The 19,921-nt window shown below is 39.0% G+C and carries 19 protein-coding genes; 17 read left to right on the top strand and 2 right to left on the bottom strand.

The genetic code is table 11. The annotated features are described in order from the left end of the window. The first annotated feature begins 1 nt into the window (after window position 1). The 3 genes from tyrS to ACLIJJ_RS22555 all read left to right on the top strand — a co-directional run bounded on the left by tyrS (window position 2) and on the right by ACLIJJ_RS22555 (window position 2,867). Entirely contained in the window at window positions 2–1,255 is a 1,254-nt protein-coding gene (gene tyrS / locus ACLIJJ_RS22565) for a tyrosine--tRNA ligase (RefSeq protein ID WP_411411742.1), read from the top strand. A 105-nt stretch (window positions 1,256–1,360) separates the two neighbouring features. Beyond that, window positions 1,361–1,762, top strand: a complete 402-nt coding sequence (locus ACLIJJ_RS22560) for a YhfM domain-containing protein (protein WP_411411741.1) — start codon at window positions 1,361–1,363, stop codon at window positions 1,760–1,762. A 157-nt stretch (window positions 1,763–1,919) separates the two neighbouring features. Beyond that, the gene (locus ACLIJJ_RS22555) at window positions 1,920–2,867 is read left to right on the top strand and encodes a cation diffusion facilitator family transporter (protein WP_233316983.1); all 948 of its coding nucleotides are present in this window, start codon (window positions 1,920–1,922) and stop codon (window positions 2,865–2,867) included. A gap of 50 nt (window positions 2,868–2,917) precedes the next feature. Here ACLIJJ_RS22555 and ACLIJJ_RS22550 read toward each other — a convergent pair whose 3' ends face one another. Next, the gene (locus tag ACLIJJ_RS22550; protein WP_233316984.1) at window positions 2,918–4,339 is read right to left on the bottom strand and encodes an NAD-dependent malic enzyme; all 1,422 of its coding nucleotides are present in this window, start codon (window positions 4,337–4,339) and stop codon (window positions 2,918–2,920) included. 438 nt (window positions 4,340–4,777) lie between these two features. Beyond that, a complete protein-coding gene (locus ACLIJJ_RS22545; protein ID WP_411411740.1) occupies window positions 4,778–5,269 on the bottom strand; it encodes a hypothetical protein in 492 nt (163 codons plus the stop codon). A 255-nt stretch (window positions 5,270–5,524) separates the two neighbouring features. Between ACLIJJ_RS22545 and ACLIJJ_RS22540 the strand changes: the two genes are divergently transcribed. The 14 genes from ACLIJJ_RS22540 (at window position 5,525) to ACLIJJ_RS22475 (ending at window position 19,901) form a co-directional block, all read left to right on the top strand. Further along, window positions 5,525–5,806, top strand: a complete 282-nt coding sequence (locus ACLIJJ_RS22540; protein WP_237943379.1) for a hypothetical protein — start codon at window positions 5,525–5,527, stop codon at window positions 5,804–5,806. Window positions 5,807–5,898: 92 nt separating this feature from the next. Beyond that, a complete protein-coding gene (locus ACLIJJ_RS22535) occupies window positions 5,899–7,317 on the top strand; it encodes a right-handed parallel beta-helix repeat-containing protein (RefSeq protein WP_237943381.1) in 1,419 nt (472 codons plus the stop codon). Window positions 7,318–7,496: 179 nt separating this feature from the next. Beyond that, window positions 7,497–7,949, top strand: coding sequence for a helix-turn-helix domain-containing protein (locus ACLIJJ_RS22530; RefSeq protein WP_233316988.1), 453 nt, complete (start codon window positions 7,497–7,499; stop codon window positions 7,947–7,949). 224 nt (window positions 7,950–8,173) lie between these two features. Then, entirely contained in the window at window positions 8,174–8,545 is a 372-nt protein-coding gene (locus ACLIJJ_RS22525; RefSeq protein WP_237943384.1) for a MerR family transcriptional regulator, read from the top strand. Window positions 8,546–8,587: 42 nt separating this feature from the next. Further along, a complete protein-coding gene (locus tag ACLIJJ_RS22520) occupies window positions 8,588–9,919 on the top strand; it encodes a hemolysin family protein (RefSeq protein ID WP_233316990.1) in 1,332 nt (443 codons plus the stop codon). 44 nt (window positions 9,920–9,963) lie between these two features. Further along, window positions 9,964–11,016 carry a hemolysin family protein gene (locus ACLIJJ_RS22515; RefSeq protein WP_233316991.1) on the top strand — a complete coding sequence of 351 codons (1,053 nt, stop codon included), beginning with the start codon at window positions 9,964–9,966 and terminating at the stop codon, window positions 11,014–11,016. 21 nt (window positions 11,017–11,037) lie between these two features. Beyond that, window positions 11,038–11,715: a zinc metallopeptidase gene (locus ACLIJJ_RS22510; RefSeq protein WP_233316992.1), complete on the top strand. Its 678-nt coding sequence runs from the start codon at window positions 11,038–11,040 to the stop codon at window positions 11,713–11,715. Between the two features lie 205 nt (window positions 11,716–11,920). Next, the gene (locus ACLIJJ_RS22505) at window positions 11,921–13,102 is read left to right on the top strand and encodes a pyridoxal phosphate-dependent aminotransferase (RefSeq protein WP_233316993.1); all 1,182 of its coding nucleotides are present in this window, start codon (window positions 11,921–11,923) and stop codon (window positions 13,100–13,102) included. 83 nt (window positions 13,103–13,185) lie between these two features. After that, on the top strand, window positions 13,186–13,860 hold the full coding sequence (locus ACLIJJ_RS22500; RefSeq protein ID WP_233316994.1) for an SOS response-associated peptidase: 675 nt from the start codon (window positions 13,186–13,188) through the stop codon (window positions 13,858–13,860). Between the two features lie 829 nt (window positions 13,861–14,689). Continuing rightward, complete coding sequence (locus tag ACLIJJ_RS22495) at window positions 14,690–15,055, top strand: hypothetical protein (RefSeq protein ID WP_233316995.1); 366 nt, start codon at window positions 14,690–14,692, stop codon at window positions 15,053–15,055. 33 nt (window positions 15,056–15,088) lie between these two features. Next, window positions 15,089–16,816, top strand: coding sequence for an ABC transporter ATP-binding protein (locus ACLIJJ_RS22490; protein WP_251646459.1), 1,728 nt, complete (start codon window positions 15,089–15,091; stop codon window positions 16,814–16,816). After that, entirely contained in the window at window positions 16,809–18,635 is a 1,827-nt protein-coding gene (locus ACLIJJ_RS22485; RefSeq protein WP_251646458.1) for an ABC transporter ATP-binding protein, read from the top strand. The genes ACLIJJ_RS22490 and ACLIJJ_RS22485 overlap by 8 nt, the downstream gene beginning before the upstream one ends. Window positions 18,636–18,806: 171 nt before the next feature. Continuing rightward, complete coding sequence (locus tag ACLIJJ_RS22480) at window positions 18,807–19,232, top strand: hypothetical protein (RefSeq protein WP_411411739.1); 426 nt, start codon at window positions 18,807–18,809, stop codon at window positions 19,230–19,232. After that, complete coding sequence (locus tag ACLIJJ_RS22475; protein ID WP_237943402.1) at window positions 19,233–19,901, top strand: PspA/IM30 family protein; 669 nt, start codon at window positions 19,233–19,235, stop codon at window positions 19,899–19,901. The last annotated feature ends 20 nt before the right edge of the window (window positions 19,902–19,921 follow it).

The raw sequence follows: 19,921 nt of genomic DNA, 5'->3' as shown, positions 1-19,921 counted from the left end.
CATGATGAAAAAGTTGATAGAGCAACTGACAGAAGGACAACGAAATGAAGTGAAGCGGCAAATGGCAATATACAGCCAAGGGGTGCAAGAGATAATCCCAACAGAAGAGCTGGAAAGTAAGATAGCAAGGTCAATCATGGAAAATAGACCGCTGAAAATAAAATTAGGATTGGACCCATCTGCTCCTGATGTACATTTAGGACATACAGTCGTCCTTAATAAAATGAGACAATTTCAGGAAAATGGTCATACAATCCAGCTAATTATTGGTGACTTTACTGGTAAGATCGGTGATCCTACAGGGAAGTCGATTGCTAGAAAACAACTGACTGATGAAGAGGTCAAGCATAATGCCAAAACATACTTTGAGCAATTTGCTAAGGTTATTGATATGGATAAGGTTGAATTGCATTACAACTCAGCATGGCTTTCTAAGCTGGACTTTGAAGATGTAATACAATTAGCAGGAAAAATTACGGTGGCAAGATTGCTGGAAAGAGATGATTTCGAAGAAAGAATGGCATTTAATAAACCTATCTCCTTGCATGAGTTCTTCTACCCGTTAATGCAAGGCTATGATTCTGTTATGTTGGAATGTGATATTGAGCTGGGCGGAACAGATCAGCATTTCAATATTTTAATGGGAAGGCATTTTCAAGAGAAGTTTGGGAAGGAAAAGCAAGTGGCGTTACTGATGCCATTATTAGAGGGGCTCGATGGTGTTGAAAAGATGTCCAAATCAAAGAAAAACTACATTGGCATTGACGAAAGCCCGACGGAAATGTACGGTAAAGCGATGTCCATCCCAGATGGATTAATGAGTAAATACTTTGAATTGATAACAGATTTCAAACCCGAAGAAATGAAAGAAATAAAAGGTCAGTTAGAGTCAGGCAGCCTTCACCCGAGAGATGCGAAAATGCTCCTAGCTAAAACAATTGTCAGGATGTACCATGGTGCTAACACAGCTGAAAAAGCAGAGCAGCACTTCATATCCGTCTTCCAGCAGGGCGCTATGCCGGAAGTTATCCCAACTATTACATGGGATGGAGAATCTAAAGTTCCACTGATTGACCTGCTCGTGAAACTTCAATTATTAAGCTCTAAAAGCGAAGCACGAAGAATGATTGAAAATAGAGGAGTCAAGCTGAACAATATTAAGGCAGAAGATACAAAACTTGAAGTAACCGTTAGCGCTGGTTTAATCGTTCAAGTCGGCAAACGCAAATTTATGAAAATAATTACTGGTGAGTAACAGAAAAAGGTGCGATTTCAAATCGCGCCTTTTAATATTTTTCCATATGTAACAATTAATGGTTTCTGTAAGTCTGATGTAATAGAAAGAAATGGAGGGCTTATTATGAGAAAGATATGGTTTTTGTTATTAGTATTCGTAATTGTCTCACTAACAGGGTGTCAAAAAGAAACGGATGGATTAGCTATTCAATGGGATAATAGTGACTTAACCATTACAGTTTCGGAGCTTGCTGATAGCAAAAACTTACTTCTTATCAAGGACCAAGATTCCTTGCAAGACTTTCAACCTATCTTTTCTCACGCCATTAAAAAGGACGGCATTGTTAATTTAACATCAGCAGAATACCGCATTAATATAAAAGCAAATGATCAAACTGCAAATGTTTATGTTTGGGTTGGTGAAAAAGGGCAACAAAGCACATTAATGAAGGAAGGAGACTCCCATACGATTTATATTGTCTCAGAAAAATGGACAAACTTATTGTCCCAGCTAATAATGTTTTAAATGAGACTAAAGGGGGAAAACATAGAAAATACCTTTGACTTACGGTATATATAAATGTATTCTATATATGAATATATGTTCATATAAACAATATTAAAATAAAATGCTTATGTAAAAACAATTTAGCGGCATAATGTAGCTTAAGGGGGAATGAAAAATGGGACATAACCATAGTCATGGACACGCTCACAATTCGAATAAAAAAGTGTTGTTAATATCTTTTATCATTATTACGAGTTATATGATTATTGAAGCAGTCGGCGGCTTTCTTACAAACAGTCTTGCCTTGTTATCAGATGCTGGACATATGTTAAGTGATTCAGTTTCATTAGTAATTGCGCTTCTTGCTTTTCAATTAGGAGAGAAAACAGCAAGCTACAGCAACACATATGGGTTTAGGCGGTTTGAAATAATTGCGGCCATGATAAATGGTGCTACCTTGATGCTTATTTCCCTTTATATTATATACGAGGCTATCATTCGTTTTGCTAATCCACCGGAAGTTGCAACAACTGGAATGCTCCTTATCAGCATTATTGGATTGCTGGTCAATCTGGTCGTAGCTTGGATCATGTTTCGCGGCGGAGATACCGAACATAACTTAAATATGAGAGGAGCTTTCCTGCATGTGATAAGTGACATGCTGGGCAGTGTCGGGGCGATAATAGCAGCCATTTTAATGATGGTGTTTGGATGGGGCTGGGCTGATCCCCTTGCAAGTGTCATCGTAGCAGTCTTGATTCTAAGAAGCGGTTACTTTGTGTTGAAGGATGCCCTTCATGTATTAATGGAGGGGACACCAAAGTCGGTAAATGTTGAGGAACTTATTAAAGATATAGAAAAAACAGAAGGTATTCAAGGCATTCATGACTTGCATATATGGTCGATTACCAGTGAAATGCATGCGTTGTCCTGTCATGCTGTTGTAGACAGTCAGCTTACGGTAGCGGAAAGTGAAGCGATTTTACGCAATATTGAACATGAACTGGAACATAAGGGGATTTCTCATGTGACAATCCAATTAGAAACTGCGTCTCACCGTCATGATAATGCTATCCTTTGTCAGGCTAAAAATAAGCCGCTTCATGTTCATCACCATCATTGAGTTATGCTAAAAAGCAGTAAAACTCACCATTTGGTGAGTTTTACTTGTAACTATTTACTAATCTTAGGGATTTTTCTTGCAACGCCTGTATCGACAGCAGCCTTAACGACAGCGTCACGTATTTTATCGACAACAGTATTATTAAAAACAGAAGGAATAATGTAAGATTCATTTAATTCTTCATCTGAAACCGTTGAAGCAATTGCTTCAGCAGCTGCTAATTTCATCGCTTCATTTATTTCACTTGCCCGGCAATCCAATGCTCCGCGGAAAATACCAGGGAAGCATAATACATTATTAATTTGGTTTGGATAATCCGAGCGGCCTGTCGCCATCACTCTTACATAAGGAGCTGCTATATCAGGATCAATTTCAGGGATTGGGTTGGCCATTGCGAAAACGATGGCATCATTGGCCATTTTTTGGACATCTTCGGCTTTTAAAGCCCTAGGTGCAGAAACTCCGATAAAAACATCTGCACCTCCGATAACATCTGACAGGCTGCCTTGAAGGTTGTCAGGATTAGTCATTTCCGCATATGCTTGCCAATGGGAGTTTGTATAGCCTTCACCGCGGTAAATCGCACCATTGCGATCAACACCAATGATATTTTGCACACCTGCAGCTAGAAGAATTTTTGTACAAGCTATTCCTGCTGCACCGATGCCATTGATGACAACTTTAATATCCTTTACATTTTTTTGCACAATTTTCAAGGCATTAAGTAAACCTGCATAGATAGCTACAGCTGTGCCATGCTGATCATCGTGGAAGACAGGAATATTAAGCTCTTTCTTTAAGCGTTGCTCTATTTCAAAGCAGCGAGGAGAAGCGATGTCTTCAAGATTTATCCCTCCAAATGTAGGGGAAAGAGCTTTGACAATCTGGATAATTTCTTCTGTGTCTTTCGTATCCAAGCAAATCGGAAATGCATCGACATTTGCCAGCTGCTTGAATAACATTGCTTTACCTTCCATTACCGGCATTGCCGCTTCTGGTCCTATATCACCGAGACCAAGGACGGCTGTACCGTCTGTCACGATAGCGACCGTATTGCTTTTCATGGTGAGAGAATAAACCTTGCTGGGGTCAGCATGTATTGCTTCACTGACGGCAGCTACACCAGGTGTATAAACCCTTGACAAATCATCACGGTTTTTAATCCGCACTTTCGTTTTCATTTCAATTTTGCCACCTAAATGCAAAAGGAAGGTGCTGTCAGAGACGTTGACAATATGAACTCCAGCCAATTCGGAAATCTTACTGACTACCTTTTGCCCGTGATCATTATTATGTACTCGCACTGTAATATCGCGAACTGTATTTGTTTTACTGGAAGAGATGACGTCAAGACCGATAATATCTCCATCAGCATCTCCGATTACATTAACAATTTCTCCTAAAGAAATGATGCTAGTCTCTAACTGTATCCGAATAATAATGTTCATGCTTGCCCCGCTCGGTATAGACATTTCATCCACTCCCATTAACAATTATTAAGTATCTACATCATAAATAAATGGTAATAAACATGGTTGTTATGATCAAAATGTTGGATACTGTATATCCAAACCTTAGATGAGGCAGGAAACCTCAGTAAAAGGCCTTAAGTTATATAATCATCTCCCTTCCTATTCATTGTCCATTCTATGAAACAAGGCCTTCTTAGGAAGTGTTATAAAATGTCAGTGGGAAGGCAAAGAAGGGACGAGATTAACTGCTTTCTTTTCATTAAAATAATAATGTAAGCGCTTATAAAAAGCAATTGATATCCTAAAAAAGGAAGGATTTAAATGCTGCATTTAGGTATATGTTGCTTTTTGGCGCAATATCCTGATTCCTTTTCCTTAAAAGTAAAAACCAGCCTGTTCAACTTAACTAAACAGGCTGGTTGCTATGAAATCAATAGATTAGCACCAAACAATGATTTTGTAAGGAGTTGTTAAGGCTGGAATGCTTTTAGTGGAAGCTCCATAAAGGACAATGAGGTTTCGGTTCATAAGCGTCCCTGTAAAAGGCTGATCATTTTTTAAGCGTAGTTGGGTGCTTGAAGCAATATTTAATTTCAAGGTTCCGTCACTGCTGATTAATTGGCTGTTAAAATAGTCTGCTTTCACATTTTGATATGGTAATTCCTTTGCTATAGCAATGGCCTCATAACGGGGGGGATAAATAAGGGGGACAGGAGCATTACCATCATAAAATCCAGTTACCCGATCACCAGGCTGCACGATTAAATGGTCAATAAAATAAGTGGATGGGGCGATGACGAAGTGAACGATGGACCCTGTATGATCTTCAACGGTAAAAATTTTATGACAACCGTTCCCCTCATTATTTTGGCTGGTTGGAAAATCAGATATATTGGTGACAATGCCTTGAAAAAAATAAAATTTAACCATTTTTATTCCCTCCAATTAATAAAAAAAAAAGACTTTCTGTTGCTTGTTAACAAAGCATAGAGTTCATATTTTTTCCAAACCGTAATAATTACTATTTACAACTAAGCATAATTAAAATATGATAGAGAACATAAAACGAAATGGTTCTTATTTATTTAAAAAGCAAGAGTAAGTGATTATTAACGTGAAATGGATTGTGTTAAATAAAAATATTTTTATGCTCATGGCGGTCATTTTAGTACTGCTTTTAGCAGCATGTTCAAATACATAACAGCATTCGTTTTAGGAATAATTCTTCTAGCAAGTACGGACCAGTTGGACTGGGCTGTTAGAGTTTTTACGGGAGCTACTGAAGTTGATTATGTAAAAAATTCGATGATAGGCGCGGTTTTGCTCTTTTTCGTGATTCTGTTACCTGCAGCACATGCTTGGGGAAAACACGGGTTGTGGCTTGCCTTTATCCTTTTTAGTTTAGCAAGATCCGTTCTTCTGCTGTTATATTTGCCGAAATTAACAAATGGTTTACCAGTATCTTGAGCAAGGATGGACCTATATGACTTCCCTTGCCAAGCAGCTGCATTTCCCTCAATATAAGAGGGAAAGTATATATAAAAGAAAAGGGCGTTATCATGAAAAAGTTATTAGTAATACTTGCAATTATCGGCATTGCTGTATGTCTTTTTGTTTACCTTCAAAGAGATGATGCAGAAGAACAAGAGATCAAGATAGCAGCAACTAAACAGTCATTTTTTATAGCAGAAGATGGGGATGACGCGAATGACGGTAGCATAGAAGAACCTTTTCAAACATTGGAAAAGGCAAGTGAAGCAGCAATTCCCGGCACAACTGTATATATCCGCGGAGGGACTTATTACGAGTCTTTACAGGTGAACCACAGCGGAACAAAAACAGAGCCGATTGTTTTTCAGGCCTATGACGGCGAAGAAGTTATTATAAGCGGAGAAAAAATGGATGATGCAGAGGAGGACACAGCCCTCGCTTCCATTAATGATAAAAGCTATATTACAATAAAAGGCCTGACGTTTACTAATCTCTCCACAGAGCTGGCAGATGAAACGGTTATAGGTATATACGTTACTGGCAACAGCAGTCATATTTCGATTGAGAATAACACTGTCCGAAATATTGAGACATTCCATGATGAGGGCAATGGCCATGGAATTGCTGTTTATGCAACAGAGGCAATGAAGGACATAACAATAAAAGATAATCTCGTGGAAAATTTGAAGCTTGGTGCAAGTGAAGCACTAGTTCTTAATGGAAATATTGATGGATTTCAAATATCTCATAACACTGTAAGAGATAATGACAACATCGGTATTGATATGATTGGTTATGAAGGCACTAGCGAGGAAAATGATTACGTTAGAAACGGAGCTGTTGAAAGCAATATTGTTTATAATAATAGTTCCTACGGCAACCCTGCATATGGGGAAGATTACAGTGCTGGCGGAATTTATATTGATGGCGGCCGTAACATTACTGTTGATCATAACATTGTGCATCATAATGACCTTGGAATCGAAGCAACCTCTGAGCATCATAAAAAATATGCCGTCCATATTGATATTACAAGTAATACTGTATATGAAAATAATTATACAGGCATCTCTATCGGCGGTTATGATACAGAAAGAGGAGGTACAAAAAACTCTACGATAGCCAAAAATATTTTGTATAAAAATGATACAAAAGGTTTGGATGGCGGTCAGCTGATGCTGCAGCATGATACGAGCAGTAATAAAATCGAGAAGAATGTTTTCTCTTCAAGTGAAAATGGACTATTTATCATTAATTATTTTACCGCGAACAGCAGCAATACCCTTTCAAGCAATGTATATCATCTAGAAGAGGATAAGGAGACAATCTGGGTTTGGAAGGATGAGGAATATACTAGCCTCGCTTCCTTCGAAACAGCAGCAGATAGTGACAGTAATTCAAGCATACTTGATCTTGGTTTTGCGGATCCAGAAAATGGTGATTTTACATTAACGTCTGACTCGCCAGTTAAGAATATAATAGAATAGATGATGTTAAGGTTAATGTGTAGAACTACTATGCATTAACCTTTTTTCGCTGTATAGGAGAATTTTCACCATAAATATCAAGGAGCAACCATTAGTTGCGCCTTGGTGCGCATAGAAGTATCTTTACTTTATGACTTATCGCATTAATATAAAAAATGTAAAGGCAGGCGAACAATAAGATGATTTTTAGTGAGCGACTAAAAAAGGAAAGGGAGAAAAAGGGATGGTCTCAACATGATTTAGCAGAAAGAATTCATGTAAGTCGTCAGTCTGTTTCAAAGTGGGAAACAGGCAAGAATTATCCCAGTATTGAAATGATCATTCATCTTAGTGATTTATTTGGCGTTACAATTGATGAATTGTTAAGGAGCGATAAAGAATTGAAGGATAAAGTTATTAAAGACAGCAAGCAGCTTGCCCACCCGAAATGGAAGGTTTTTTTTGAAAGTATATTTTCCATTGGTGTCCTGTTGCTGGTTGCAAAATTAATTATCTTACTGTTAAATCATTTCGGTGGGACAGCTATAAGTTTAGAAGGAATACCAACAGGAATCGTATCGTTTTTACCATTAGTTTTGATGCTTGTCGGCGGAATTGGGGCAGATCAGCTGAAGAATAAATATGTAGAGTAAGCAATACAAAATACAGCTAAAGCCTGCAGGCAGTCTATAATGCCTGCAGGCTTAATTTAATTAATCTTAAAGCATATGTCAGAAAAGTTTAGTATAGAAGCTGTTGGGGAAAACTTAAACCATAACGTTATACTGTACAGTTTCTGGTTGGTATGATATATTATATATAAATAATGAACGGAAAGGGTGAGTAATTTGGGAAGGCGTTGCTGCGTATCGGAAAAGTGGCTGAATTAAGTGGATTGTCAACACGGACAATAGATTATTATTCTCAAATTGGTTTACTGGAGGTACAACGGTCTTCTTCTAATTACCGCTTATATCCAGAGAACGTTCTTGAAACATTGGAAAGAATTAAGCTATTGAAGCAGCAAAGGATGTCGATGGAGGAAATAAAGGAAGCCTTGAAGTCAGATGTTTCTGGAGACATCGAACCGATTATATGCGATGTTCAAGATGAAATAAACTGCTTGCAAAGGAAACTTTCCCTTTTGGAAGAAAAACTAAAAAATGTGCCTCCAGAAGAAAGAATGAAGGTTTATAAAAGAATTGAACCAAAAATGACAGCAATTATGACGCTGTTAACATTGTTATAACTATTCATACGGAGGTGAATCCCTCAACCTTGAGGGAATTGATTGGACATAATTACTCTTACAAATCTGTTCATACTTGCAATATTGATCGTGCTTACGGCATTCTTTGTCGGCTCAGAGTTCGCGGTCGTTAAAATCCGTCTGTCACGAATTGATCAACTGATTGCAGAGGGGAACAAAAAAGCAGTAATGGCTAAAAAAGTGGCGAGCAATCTCGATTATTATCTTTCCGCCTGCCAGCTTGGTATTACCGTTACGGCACTAGGTCTTGGTGCCCTTGGAAAGCCGGCTGTAGAGCGAATTCTTTATCCTATTTTTGATTTGTTGAATGTGCCAGGGTCGGTATCCTCGATTGCTTCTTATGCAATCGCATTTATTCTTGTAACCTTCCTCCATGTCGTTGTTGGTGAAATGGCACCGAAAACATTAGCTATTGAATTTCCAGAAAAGCTGACATTAATGCTGTCAGGTCCATTGTATTGGTTTGGTAAAGTAATGTACCCGTTTATTTGGGCACTAAATGGAGCATCTGGCAGAATACTGCGCGTATTCGGAGTAAAACCAGCCGGACACGAGCATGCCTACTCAGAGGAAGAGCTGAAGATTGTTATGGCGCAAAGCTATCAGGGCGGTGAATTGAACGAGACAGAGCTTGAATATATGGAGAATGTCTTCTCGTTTGATGAACGTGTTGCTAAAGATATCATGGTGCCGAGAACATCCTTAATTACATTGGACCAAAATATGGACCGGGAAGAAATCATAAAAGTTCTTGATGAATTTAACTATACTCGTTATCCAATAACATTAGACGGAGACAAAGACAATATAGTCGGTATGGTAAACATAAAAAAAATGTTAGCCAATATGGCTACAGGAAGAAACCGTCAGCTAAATGAATTTATCCGTGAACTGCCAGTTGTGCTGGAAGTTACTCGCATACAGGACATTTTGTATAAAATGCAAAAGGAAAGAATTCATATGGTATTGGTTATTGATGAGTATGGAGGAACATCTGGAATACTGACAATGGAAGATATCCTTGAGGAATTAGTCGGCGAAATAAGAGATGAATTTGATGCTGATGAAGTGGAAGATATTCAAAGCATTGGAGAACACCGTTATTTAGTCAACGGCCGTGTGTTGCTGGAAGATTTGGAAGATCAATTCGGCATCCGCTTTGAAGAAAAAGAAACAATTGACACAATCGGTGGCTGGATGCAATACCAATTAGTTGATAATGTTCAATTAGACGACCAAGTTGAATATGGAAAGTATGTTTGGACTGTCACTGAGATGGACAATTATCAAATAAAACAGGTTACACTTGCTAAAACGGAATCAACTGATGATGTCGAAATGGTCCTCAACTGATCAGTTACTAAGCATGAAAACTTTTAAAAATAGGAGCGCATGAATTGGACGGATTAATAGTTTTGAATTTGTTTCTTGTGGCCGTATTTATCGGATTGACTGCATTTTTTGTTGGTGCGGAGTTTGCGATATTAAAGGTAAGGATGTCACGAATCGATCAATTGATTGCAGAGGGTAATAAAAAGGCTCATATCGCGAAAAAAGTTGCACAGAATCTTGACTTTTACTTGTCAGCCTGTCAGCTGGGTATTACGATTACTGCCCTAGTACTTGGTGCATTAGGAGAGCCTACAGTGGAGAAGATGCTTCATCCTTTATTTGAAAGGTTTAATGTTCCAGAAGCATTAGCCACTGTCCTGTCTTATGCTATTGCCCTGTCAATTGTTACATTTCTCCATGTAGTATTAGGAGAGCTTGCACCTAAAACATTGGCAATTCAATATGCTGAAAAAATGACACTTATGCTTGCACCGCCTCTTTACTGGTTTGGTAAAGTGACAAAGCCAATTATCTCCGCATTGAACGGATCTTCCCGCATTCTCCTGCGTATGTTTGGGGTTAAACCAGCTGGGCATGAGACGGTCCATTCAGAGGAAGAATTGAAGCTCATTGTTACACAAAGCTATGAGAGCGGAGAAATTAATAGAACAGAGCTTGAATACCTGGAAAATATCTTTGCCTTTGATGAGCGGATTTTGAAGGATATTATGATACCGAAAGAGAGAATTATTTCAGTTGAAAAAGGCATGCCTTTTGATCAAATAATAACTGTTTTAGATCAGTATGAATATACGAGATATCCGGTTACAGATAAAGGGGAATATATCGGATTTATTAACACAAAAGAAATGCTTACAAGTGTTGTGGCAGGCAGGAAACTGACAATGGATTCTGTTGTCCATTCACTGCCTAGCTTTAAAGAGACAGCACCAATTAAAGATGCATTATTAAAAATGCAGCAAAGCAGTACACATTTAGCGATTGTAAAAGATAAGAACGGCAAAACAGCAGGTATTGTTTCGATGGAAGACATATTAGAAGAAATCGTCGGAGAAATCGGCGATGACTTAATCGAAGCAGCCGTTCCAGCTAAATAATTTTAGGAAGGGAGAAGCAGTATGTTTATCATATATTTTTTGATTATCCTAATTGTCCCTATATGGGCACAATTCAGAGTAAGAAGCGCTTATAAAAAGTATTCTAATGTAACAGCGTCATCCCAAATGTCCGGGAGAGAGGTAGCCAGAAGAATTCTTGATTCCAACGGCTTGTATGACGTTTCTATTGAGGAAACAAGGGGAGTATTATCTGACCATTATGATCCGCGCTCTAAGGTTGTCCGCTTATCTTCTGACAACTATCACGGCCATTCAGTGGCAGCAGCGGCGATTGCAGCCCATGAGGTCGGCCATGCGATTCAAGACCAGCAAAGCTACGCGTTTTTAAGATTCCGTCACGCTCTTGTCCCTGTAGCGAATATCGGCAGTAACTTTTCCTGGATCTTGATTCTAATCGGAATGATCGCAGGCATGAGCAATTTATTACTTCTTGGAATTGTATTCATGGCAGCAGCGGTATTATTTCAGTTTGTGACATTGCCTGTAGAGTTTAATGCCTCTAACAGAGCGATGGATGAGGTCGTTTCCCTTGGTATTATTCGCAATGACGAAGAAAGAGAAACGAAGAAAGTGCTAAACGCAGCAGCATTGACATATGTTGCAGCTGCAGCAGTTGCTGTTCTGGAGCTGATTCGTTTGATTTTAATCTATACTGGAATGCAGCGAGATGAAGACTGATTAATCAGGAGGCACCTATCTAATAGGTGCCTCTTTTTTATGCCCTATTAAGCGGCCAAACTCATGACTTAAAAAAGGTATGTATTTCTTCGTTTCAAAAATAAATATTAATTATTAATTATGAATATGGTAGAATTTAATAAATTGAATATTTGGAAAATAAAGAATATACATAGAATGCTTCTATTCGGAAAGGAAAAAAAGTATGAAGGAGTTATCAACCAAGGTTCAAGGAATTAAAGCAGCAAAAGTAAGACAAATGTATGAGCTGTCACAAGGGCTAGAGGATGTGGTCAGTTTTGTTATTGGAGAGCCAGAGTTCGATACCCCGAAAAACATAATAGATGCTGCTAAATCAGCAATGGATAATGGCGAAACCCACTATACTCCTAACTCTGGGTTACTTCCTTTGCGTGAAGCAGTTAGCAAACACTTTGAGAATTTCGATAAAGTCAGCTATGATCCTGCTAATGAAATTTTTATTACTGTTGGCGGTATGCAAGGATTGTCTTTATCTTTGTTTATTTTAACCAATCCAGGTGATGAGGTGATTGTAAGCGACCCATGCTATACGAACTATTTTGGCATGATTGAGATGAATAATGCTGTGCCTGTTACAGTGCCTGTTTATGAGGAAGAAGGTTTTAACTTTACAGAAGAGCGTCTGAGAGAAGCGATATCAGCTAAGACAAAAGCAATAATTCTGAACTCCCCGTCTAATCCGACAGGTGCTGTCGCAGGCAAGGAAACAATGGAAATGATTGCTCGGGTGGCGATTGAACATGATTTATATGTTATTTTTGATGAGGTATACAAATATTTGACGTATGACGAGCCTTTTTTTAATATAGCGAGAATCTCGGGCATGAGAGAAAGAACCATCATCATTGACTCTGTTTCTAAATCCTATGCTATGACAGGCTGGCGCGTCGGCTATTGTCTCGCACCGAAGCCAATAATTGCTCAAATGCAGAAAATCCAGGAATTTATGCTGTCATGTGTAAATACACCAGCTCAATTTGCAGCAATCGAAGCGTTGACAGGTCCGACTGAAGCTTATGCTTATATGAATGAGCAATATAAGGAGCGCAGAAGCATCATGGTGGGGCGTATTAACAAAATAGATAAGATATCCTGTGTAATGCCTAAAGGGGCTTTCTACGTCTTTATGAACATAAAAGAAACAGGCTTAACTTCCGATGAGTTTGCTATAAGGCTGCTTAACGAACAGCGCGTAGTTGTGTCACCTGGCGATTGCTTTGGCAGTATGGGAGAAGGTTATGTTAGGCTGTCATATGCGTCATCTGTTGAAAATATTCATAAAGGATTTGACCGGATTGACAGGTTTGTTCAAGATCTGTTTACAGAAGAAAGAAAGACAAATTAGTAAGGCGTGGGGGCATGGAGATTTCATGTCTCTATTCTGTTATTTAGGCTAAACTATAAAAAAAGCAAAAGAGGTGGAGCCTGATGTGCGGTCGATATTCATTAGTAAGTGAGCTGTCCCAATTACAAGCAGAATTTGATTTTGAGTTTTCTGCTGAGCTTACGCCCAGATATAATATTGCTCCAGGGCAGGATGTCCTTGCAATAGGATATAACAATGGAAGACGGATAGGGAGCTACTTAAGATGGGGACTAGTCCCTTTTTGGGCGAAGGAAGAAAAAATAGGCTATAAACTAATCAATGCCCGTATGGAAAGCCTGGAAGAAAAGCCTTCATTCAAACATGCCTTTCAAAAAAGAAGATGTTTAATCATTTGCGACGGTTACTATGAATGGAAAAAGACAAAGAGTGAAAAGCAGCCTTTTCGGTTTGTCATGAAAGATAGGCGGCCATTTGCGATGGCTGGCTTATTTGAGGTTTGGAAAAAAGCAGATGGAACGAAGCCTCTTGCTACTTGTACCATTATAACAACAGAAGCAAATGCTAGTACAGAAGATATTCATGATAGAATGCCGGTTATTTTGAAGCAGGAAGATTATGATTATTGGATGAACCCGAAGAACAGTAACATAAACGAATTAAAGCAGCTACTTGTACCATATAGTGCAGAAGCAATGGATAAATATGAGGTTTCAACCCTTGTCAATTCACCAAAAAATGAAGGGGAAGAATTGGCCATCCCGTTTAATAGTCAGTGACAAATTAATGACATGAATAAAATTAATGAAAAAATACTACAGGCATTCAAAGTGAAAGTCCCATAAAATTTGACAATAATCGCAACAAATGCGAGTAAGTATATAAATATTTATGAGGAATTGTTAAGGTGAATTTGTCAGGGGAAATGGAATGCACATTGATGAATTAAAAAAAGCGTGGAAGGATAGAGGATCCACAGATTTATTTGTATATGTTATTTCCTGTTTGAAAGTGCACTTTCGTTAAATCATCAGAGTGCATGCTGCTTATCAAATTAGGTAGTTTCCATACTTATTACAATCACCTTCATATTTACAGCATTACAAACAGGGAATGAGCCGAATAGTCTATACTCAACCATTCCTATAGTAGGCTTTTCGGCTTCCGAGCATGTCCATGATTAGAGGGGCTTTACAGGCAAATAAACAGAGCGGTAATAAAGGTTCTAGCATCTCCTTAATTTCTAGGATTAGGTTTAGATTATTTTACGGCAGTAGCAAAAAAAGGTACGGTAAGTCATTAACATACTTTTCAATGAAAAAGTTAGGTTGTTTATGTCTGCTGTTGTACTAAGACCATCTTGATGACATAGCACAGTATACAATTAATCGATTGCACACTTATTTTAATTTTATGAGTTTTTCCCCTTACAGCTTTGGTGAATGCTAATTCTTTTTTATATGGTACTCCTCCTTTTTACAGTGTCCTAAATAGGATACTGTTTTTTTGTTCTTCAAACGAGTTAGAGAATATTGACATTTTGTATACGAATGTATACATTGAATATAGAAACAAAATGTATACATATGTATACAAGGAGGGTGAACAATGAGAAACGAGCATTTTATGAAAGATAGCTATCATCATGGTGAACATCATAAGCGGAAGAATAAAGGACATAAAGGCGCGAAAACATTCCGCCGCGGCCGAGCTATTGCCTTTCTGGAGATGATGAAATTAAAACGCTCTACCATAAAGCAGCAGCTTGAAGCTCCTGAATTTCAGTCTATTCAACCGATCCTAGTCGGAGAATTGAAAGCGATTGATATGGTTATTAATGAGTTTACTGAGCTTTTTGAAATTCAAGAAAATGAAGTGAATGACACTAGCGATGCAAAGATACAGACAGAAGAAGCCAATCCGCATAAAGGGGAGGAATCTTTAAATGAGGAAGATAGGAGTGGATTGGAATAATCCAGTCCGTTTCCTGTTTAAAGGGGAGGTACTATGAAGGAATTAATGGGTTTTCTGAAGCCATACTGGAAAATAACCATACTGGCACCACTGTTTATGGTGCTGGAGGTGTCGATGGATTTGCTTCAGCCATTTTTAATGGCGCAAATCGTCAATGAGGGTGTGATGAAAGGGGATTTAGAGACAATTCAGCGCACTGGCGGGCTGATGATTCTTGTCGCATTTATCGGTTTGATTGGCGGTGCAGGCTGTACGGTGTTTTCCAGTACGGCATCGATGAATTTTGCCACCGATTTGCGAAAAGTAGTTTTTGATAAAGTGCAAAGCTTTTCTTTTCAAAACTTGGATAAGTTTAAAGGAGGCAGTTTAATTACGAGGCTGACGGCCGATATAGTCCAGCTGCAAATGTTTGTGATGATGGTTTTGCGCAGCATTCGCTCACCGCTTTTGACGATTGGAAGTGTTATTATGGCATTTACTATCAGCTTTAAGCTTGCGTTAATATTTGCCGCAACTATTCCTGTTTTATTTATTATTCTTTATCTGCTTATTCGAAAAGCCTTTCCTACCTATAATATAGTTCAGCAAAAGCTGGATAAGGTTAATACTGTCCTCCAGGAAAATTTGATGGGTATTCGAGTAGTTAAAGCGTTTGTACGCTCTGATTTTGAAAATAACCGGTTTGGGCAAGCAAACGAGGATTATACAAATAATGCAGTCAGGGCAGCTCGCATTGTATCCTTCAATATGCCTGTGTTAATGCTCATTCTTAATTTCAGCCTAGTTATTATCCTTTGGTTTGGAGCACATCAGACGTGGAGCGGATCTTTACAGGTGGGCGATCTTATTGCCTTTATTAACTATGTGACACAGGTGTTGTTTGCTGTGATGATGATTGGCATGATGATGATTACGATTTCCCGCTCAAAGGTGTCAGCAGACCGCATTCAAGAAGTTCTCCATACAGACCTGGATTTAGTGGATCATCAGCACGCAGACCAGCAAGCAATCGTGAAGGGGGAAGTAACTTTTGACCGCGTATCTTTCAGCTATGATGGACAATCTGAAGTGTTAAAGGACATCAGTTTAGTTGCAAGGGCCGGCCAAACTGTAGCCATTCTAGGGGCGACTGGTTCTGGAAAGTCTACAATGGTGCAATTAATTCCGAGATTATATGATGCGACAAGCGGCACGGTTATGATTGACGGCACGGATGTTCGTCATATTAAACTGGAACATTTGCGGACATCTGTAGGTGTAGTTTTACAGCAGTCCATCCTGTTCAGCGGCACAATCCGGGATAATATTCGTTATGGAAAACCGGCTGCAACACAAGCTGAAGTTGAATTAGCGGCGAAAGCAGCATGTGCCCATGAATTTATAATGACTATGCCAGATGGATATGATACTGTACTTGGCCAGAGAGGCATGAATTTGTCTGGAGGGCAAAAACAGCGGATTTCGATCGCCAGAGCGCTGTTAGTCCGCCCCGTAATCTTGATTCTAGATGATAGTACAAGTGCAGTTGATTTGGGAACTGAATCCCGCATACAAAAAGCACTAGGAGAATTGCTGGAACATAGCACTGCCTTCATCATTGCTCAGCGTATTTCTTCTGTAATGGAGGCAGATAAAATTGTCGTCCTGGAGGATGGAAGGATTTCCGCAGAAGGCACGCATGAACAGTTAATGAAAACTAGTGAAGTGTATCAGGAAATATACCGCTCCCAGCTGGGAAAGGAGGAAGTAGTTTATGAATGATCGCAAAACAAACATGCCTCCTCAACAAATGGGGTTAGGAGGGCCGAAGCATTTCCGCGGAAACTTGCCAGTTCAGAGGGCAAACAATATGAAGGAAACATTGGTAAGAATATGGCGCTATATTGGTCATCAACGGAAAGGATTAGTGCTGGTTGTATTCTTGACAATGACGACAGCAGTTTTAAACCTGCTAGGTCCTTACTTAATTGGTGTTTCAATCGATAAATATATCATCACTCGCGACGTAAACGGCCTTGTTTGGTTTTGTGCCGGCTTGCTTGGTGTTTATATATGCAGCTCTATTGCTACCTGGCTTCAATCTTATTTCATGGCAGCTGTTTCTCAATATACAGTACTTGCAATGCGCAAAGATATGTTCGCCAGGCTTCAAAAGCTGCCTTTGCATTTTTTTGATAGACAGTCACATGGAGAATTGATGAGCAGAACGACAAATGATATGGAAAATGTATCAAATACGCTGAATCAAAGCTTTACAACATTAATATCCAGCATTATGACACTGATCGGTGCATTATGCTTTATGCTTAGCCTTAATATTGGATTGACATTGTTAAGCTTTGTAACAATTCCAATTGTCATGTTCCTGACATCAAAAATTGCTAAATTTACGAGAAAATACTTCACTAGCCAACAGCAGCATTTAGGAGAGCTAAATGGGTATATAGAAGAAACTATTTCTGGACAGAAGGCAGTTAAAGTCTTTCATCGGGAGGAAAAGGTGAAGGAAGAGTTTCAGGACATTAATGTAAAGCTTCGCGAGGCATCTATCCGCGCACAAATCTATTCAGGGTTTATGGGCCCTGTCATGAATGTAATGAAAAACGCTAGCTTTGCAATCATTGCCGCAGCAGGCGGCTGGATGGCCCTTGAAGGCATGGTTACAATTGGGGTGGTTGTTAGTTTTCTTTCGTATTCAAGGCAGTTTAACGATCCAATCAATCAAGTAGCAAACCAATTCAATATGCTTCAATCAGCAGTGGCAGGGGCGGAGCGTGTTTTTGAAATAATTGATACTCCAACAGAATATGCCAAAAAGCAACCTGTCAAAGTTGTAGAGGATTTGACAGGAGAAGTCATTTTTGAGGACGTTTCTTTTGGTTATAAAGAGGGACACTCCATATTAAAGAATATCACTTTAACTGCAAAGCCTGGTGATACGATTGCCTTAGTTGGGCCGACAGGTGCAGGAAAAACAACCATTGTTAACTTATTAACGAGATTTTACGAGATAAGCAATGGCAGAATCTTAATAGATGGAACAGAGCTTCAAACAATCAGCAAAGACAGTCTGCGCCGCAAATTAGGGATAGTATTGCAGGATGCGTACGTATTCTCTGATTCTATTAGGGAAAATATCCGCTATGGCCGCCTGAATGCTACAGATGAAGAGGTGGAACAAGCGGCACAGCTTGCCAATGCAGATGGATTTATCCGTAAACTGCCAATGGGCTATGACACAGTTCTGACAGCAGAAGGAGGAAACTTAAGTCAAGGTCAACGACAGCTGTTGACAATTGCCCGGGCCATACTAGCAGATCCTGCTGTGTTAATTCTGGATGAAGCAACAAGCAGTATAGACACACGAACTGAAATGCAGATCCAATCAGCTATGAGCGAGCTTATGAAAGGACGGACCAGCTTTGTTATTGCCCACAGGCTTAGTACAATTCGGGAGGCAGACAAGATTCTTGTACTAAAAGACGGCGAAATAATCGAGCGTGGCGCCCATGATGAGCTAGTAGAACAAAAAGGCTTCTATTATGATTTGTATACTAGCCAATTTAAAAAGGTAATTTAATAGAATGAGTAAGGAAGACAGGACAGCACATGATGAGTGCTGTCTTTTTTGCTGTTCGGCTTTTAGAATAAACAAATTCAATAAAAGATAGAATAGCTCTATCTTTTCACCATCTTTTCACTAAAGGCTACTAAACTACCAATATGAACAAAGAAAGGAGGAAACAAAACAGTGAATGCTAGATTGAAAAAAGGTATTTTCTGGGGAGCAATTGTTGCTTCTATGACGCTTGCGATAAGCTTTATCTTTAATCTGATTGGGGGGACAACAACACTTGCTGCAGGCTTTCACGATCATGGAGGCCCAGGAGAAACAGTGCTGCATCATCGCGATGTAGTTGTGCGTGAACGAGTTTTAGTCGGCTATCATAATGAACCAGCATTTCCGTGGATTTGGACCCTCATTATTATTATCATCCTGATAGCAGTGACTGTCCTTGCCGTTAAAAGCTTCAGGAAGAAATCGCAAGCTTCTTCGATGCAGCAATTTATTGATACTTCCATCATGAGTACACCAAAACCGTCTGTGAATTATACGAATGCAACGATTTTAGATGAATGGGAAAAGAATAACGCAGAAAAAAAGGAGAGAATGTAAATGGGTATTTTTAAAAGAATAAAGACAATTGCTAGAGCGGATATTAATAGTTTATTAGACAGCATGGAGAATCCAATTGCGATGCTGAATGAATACACTAGAGAAATGGAACAGGAGCTTAGCAAGGCACAGTCCGCTTTATCTAGACAAATCTTTGTGGAAAAAAAGCAAGCGGCACTTATTTCACAAACAAAGGAATTAGTGGAAAAGCGAGTCCGCCAAGCGAAACTGGCTCTTGAGAAGGGTGATGAAGGGATTGCTAAATTGGCAGTGCAAGAAAAAATCAATTTAGAGACTCAGCTTAATCTTTATGAACAGCAGCTAATCACACTTAAGGAACAAACGAATATTTTGAAGGAAAAATTCAATGAGCTCCAAGTAACTTATAATGAGCTTCAGCATAAGAAAATTTTACTTGCATCCCGTGCAAATGCAGCAAAATCAATCAAGCAGATTCAAAAGGTTACTATTGATTTTAATGGCGAAACAATCACAAAAGGTATAACAAGAGCAGAGGAAAGAATCCTCTTTATGGAAGCAGAAGTGCAAGCAGGCAGCTATACTTCCAACCCGCTAAACAGCTATAACAAAATAAGCTTTTCCAATGTGAGCGATGAGGAAATCGCCAAAGAACTAGACAAGCTTAAAGCTGATAAAGAAGCAATATGAGTGGTTGACAAGAAGGGGAA

Source organism: Niallia laureatilytica, assembly GCF_046613985.1.
In the GTDB taxonomy this organism is placed as follows: Bacteria; Bacillota; Bacilli; order Bacillales; family Cytobacillaceae; genus Niallia.
The sequence above is the reverse complement of the archived record's forward strand: the minus strand, read 5'-3'. Positions and strand labels throughout refer to the sequence as shown.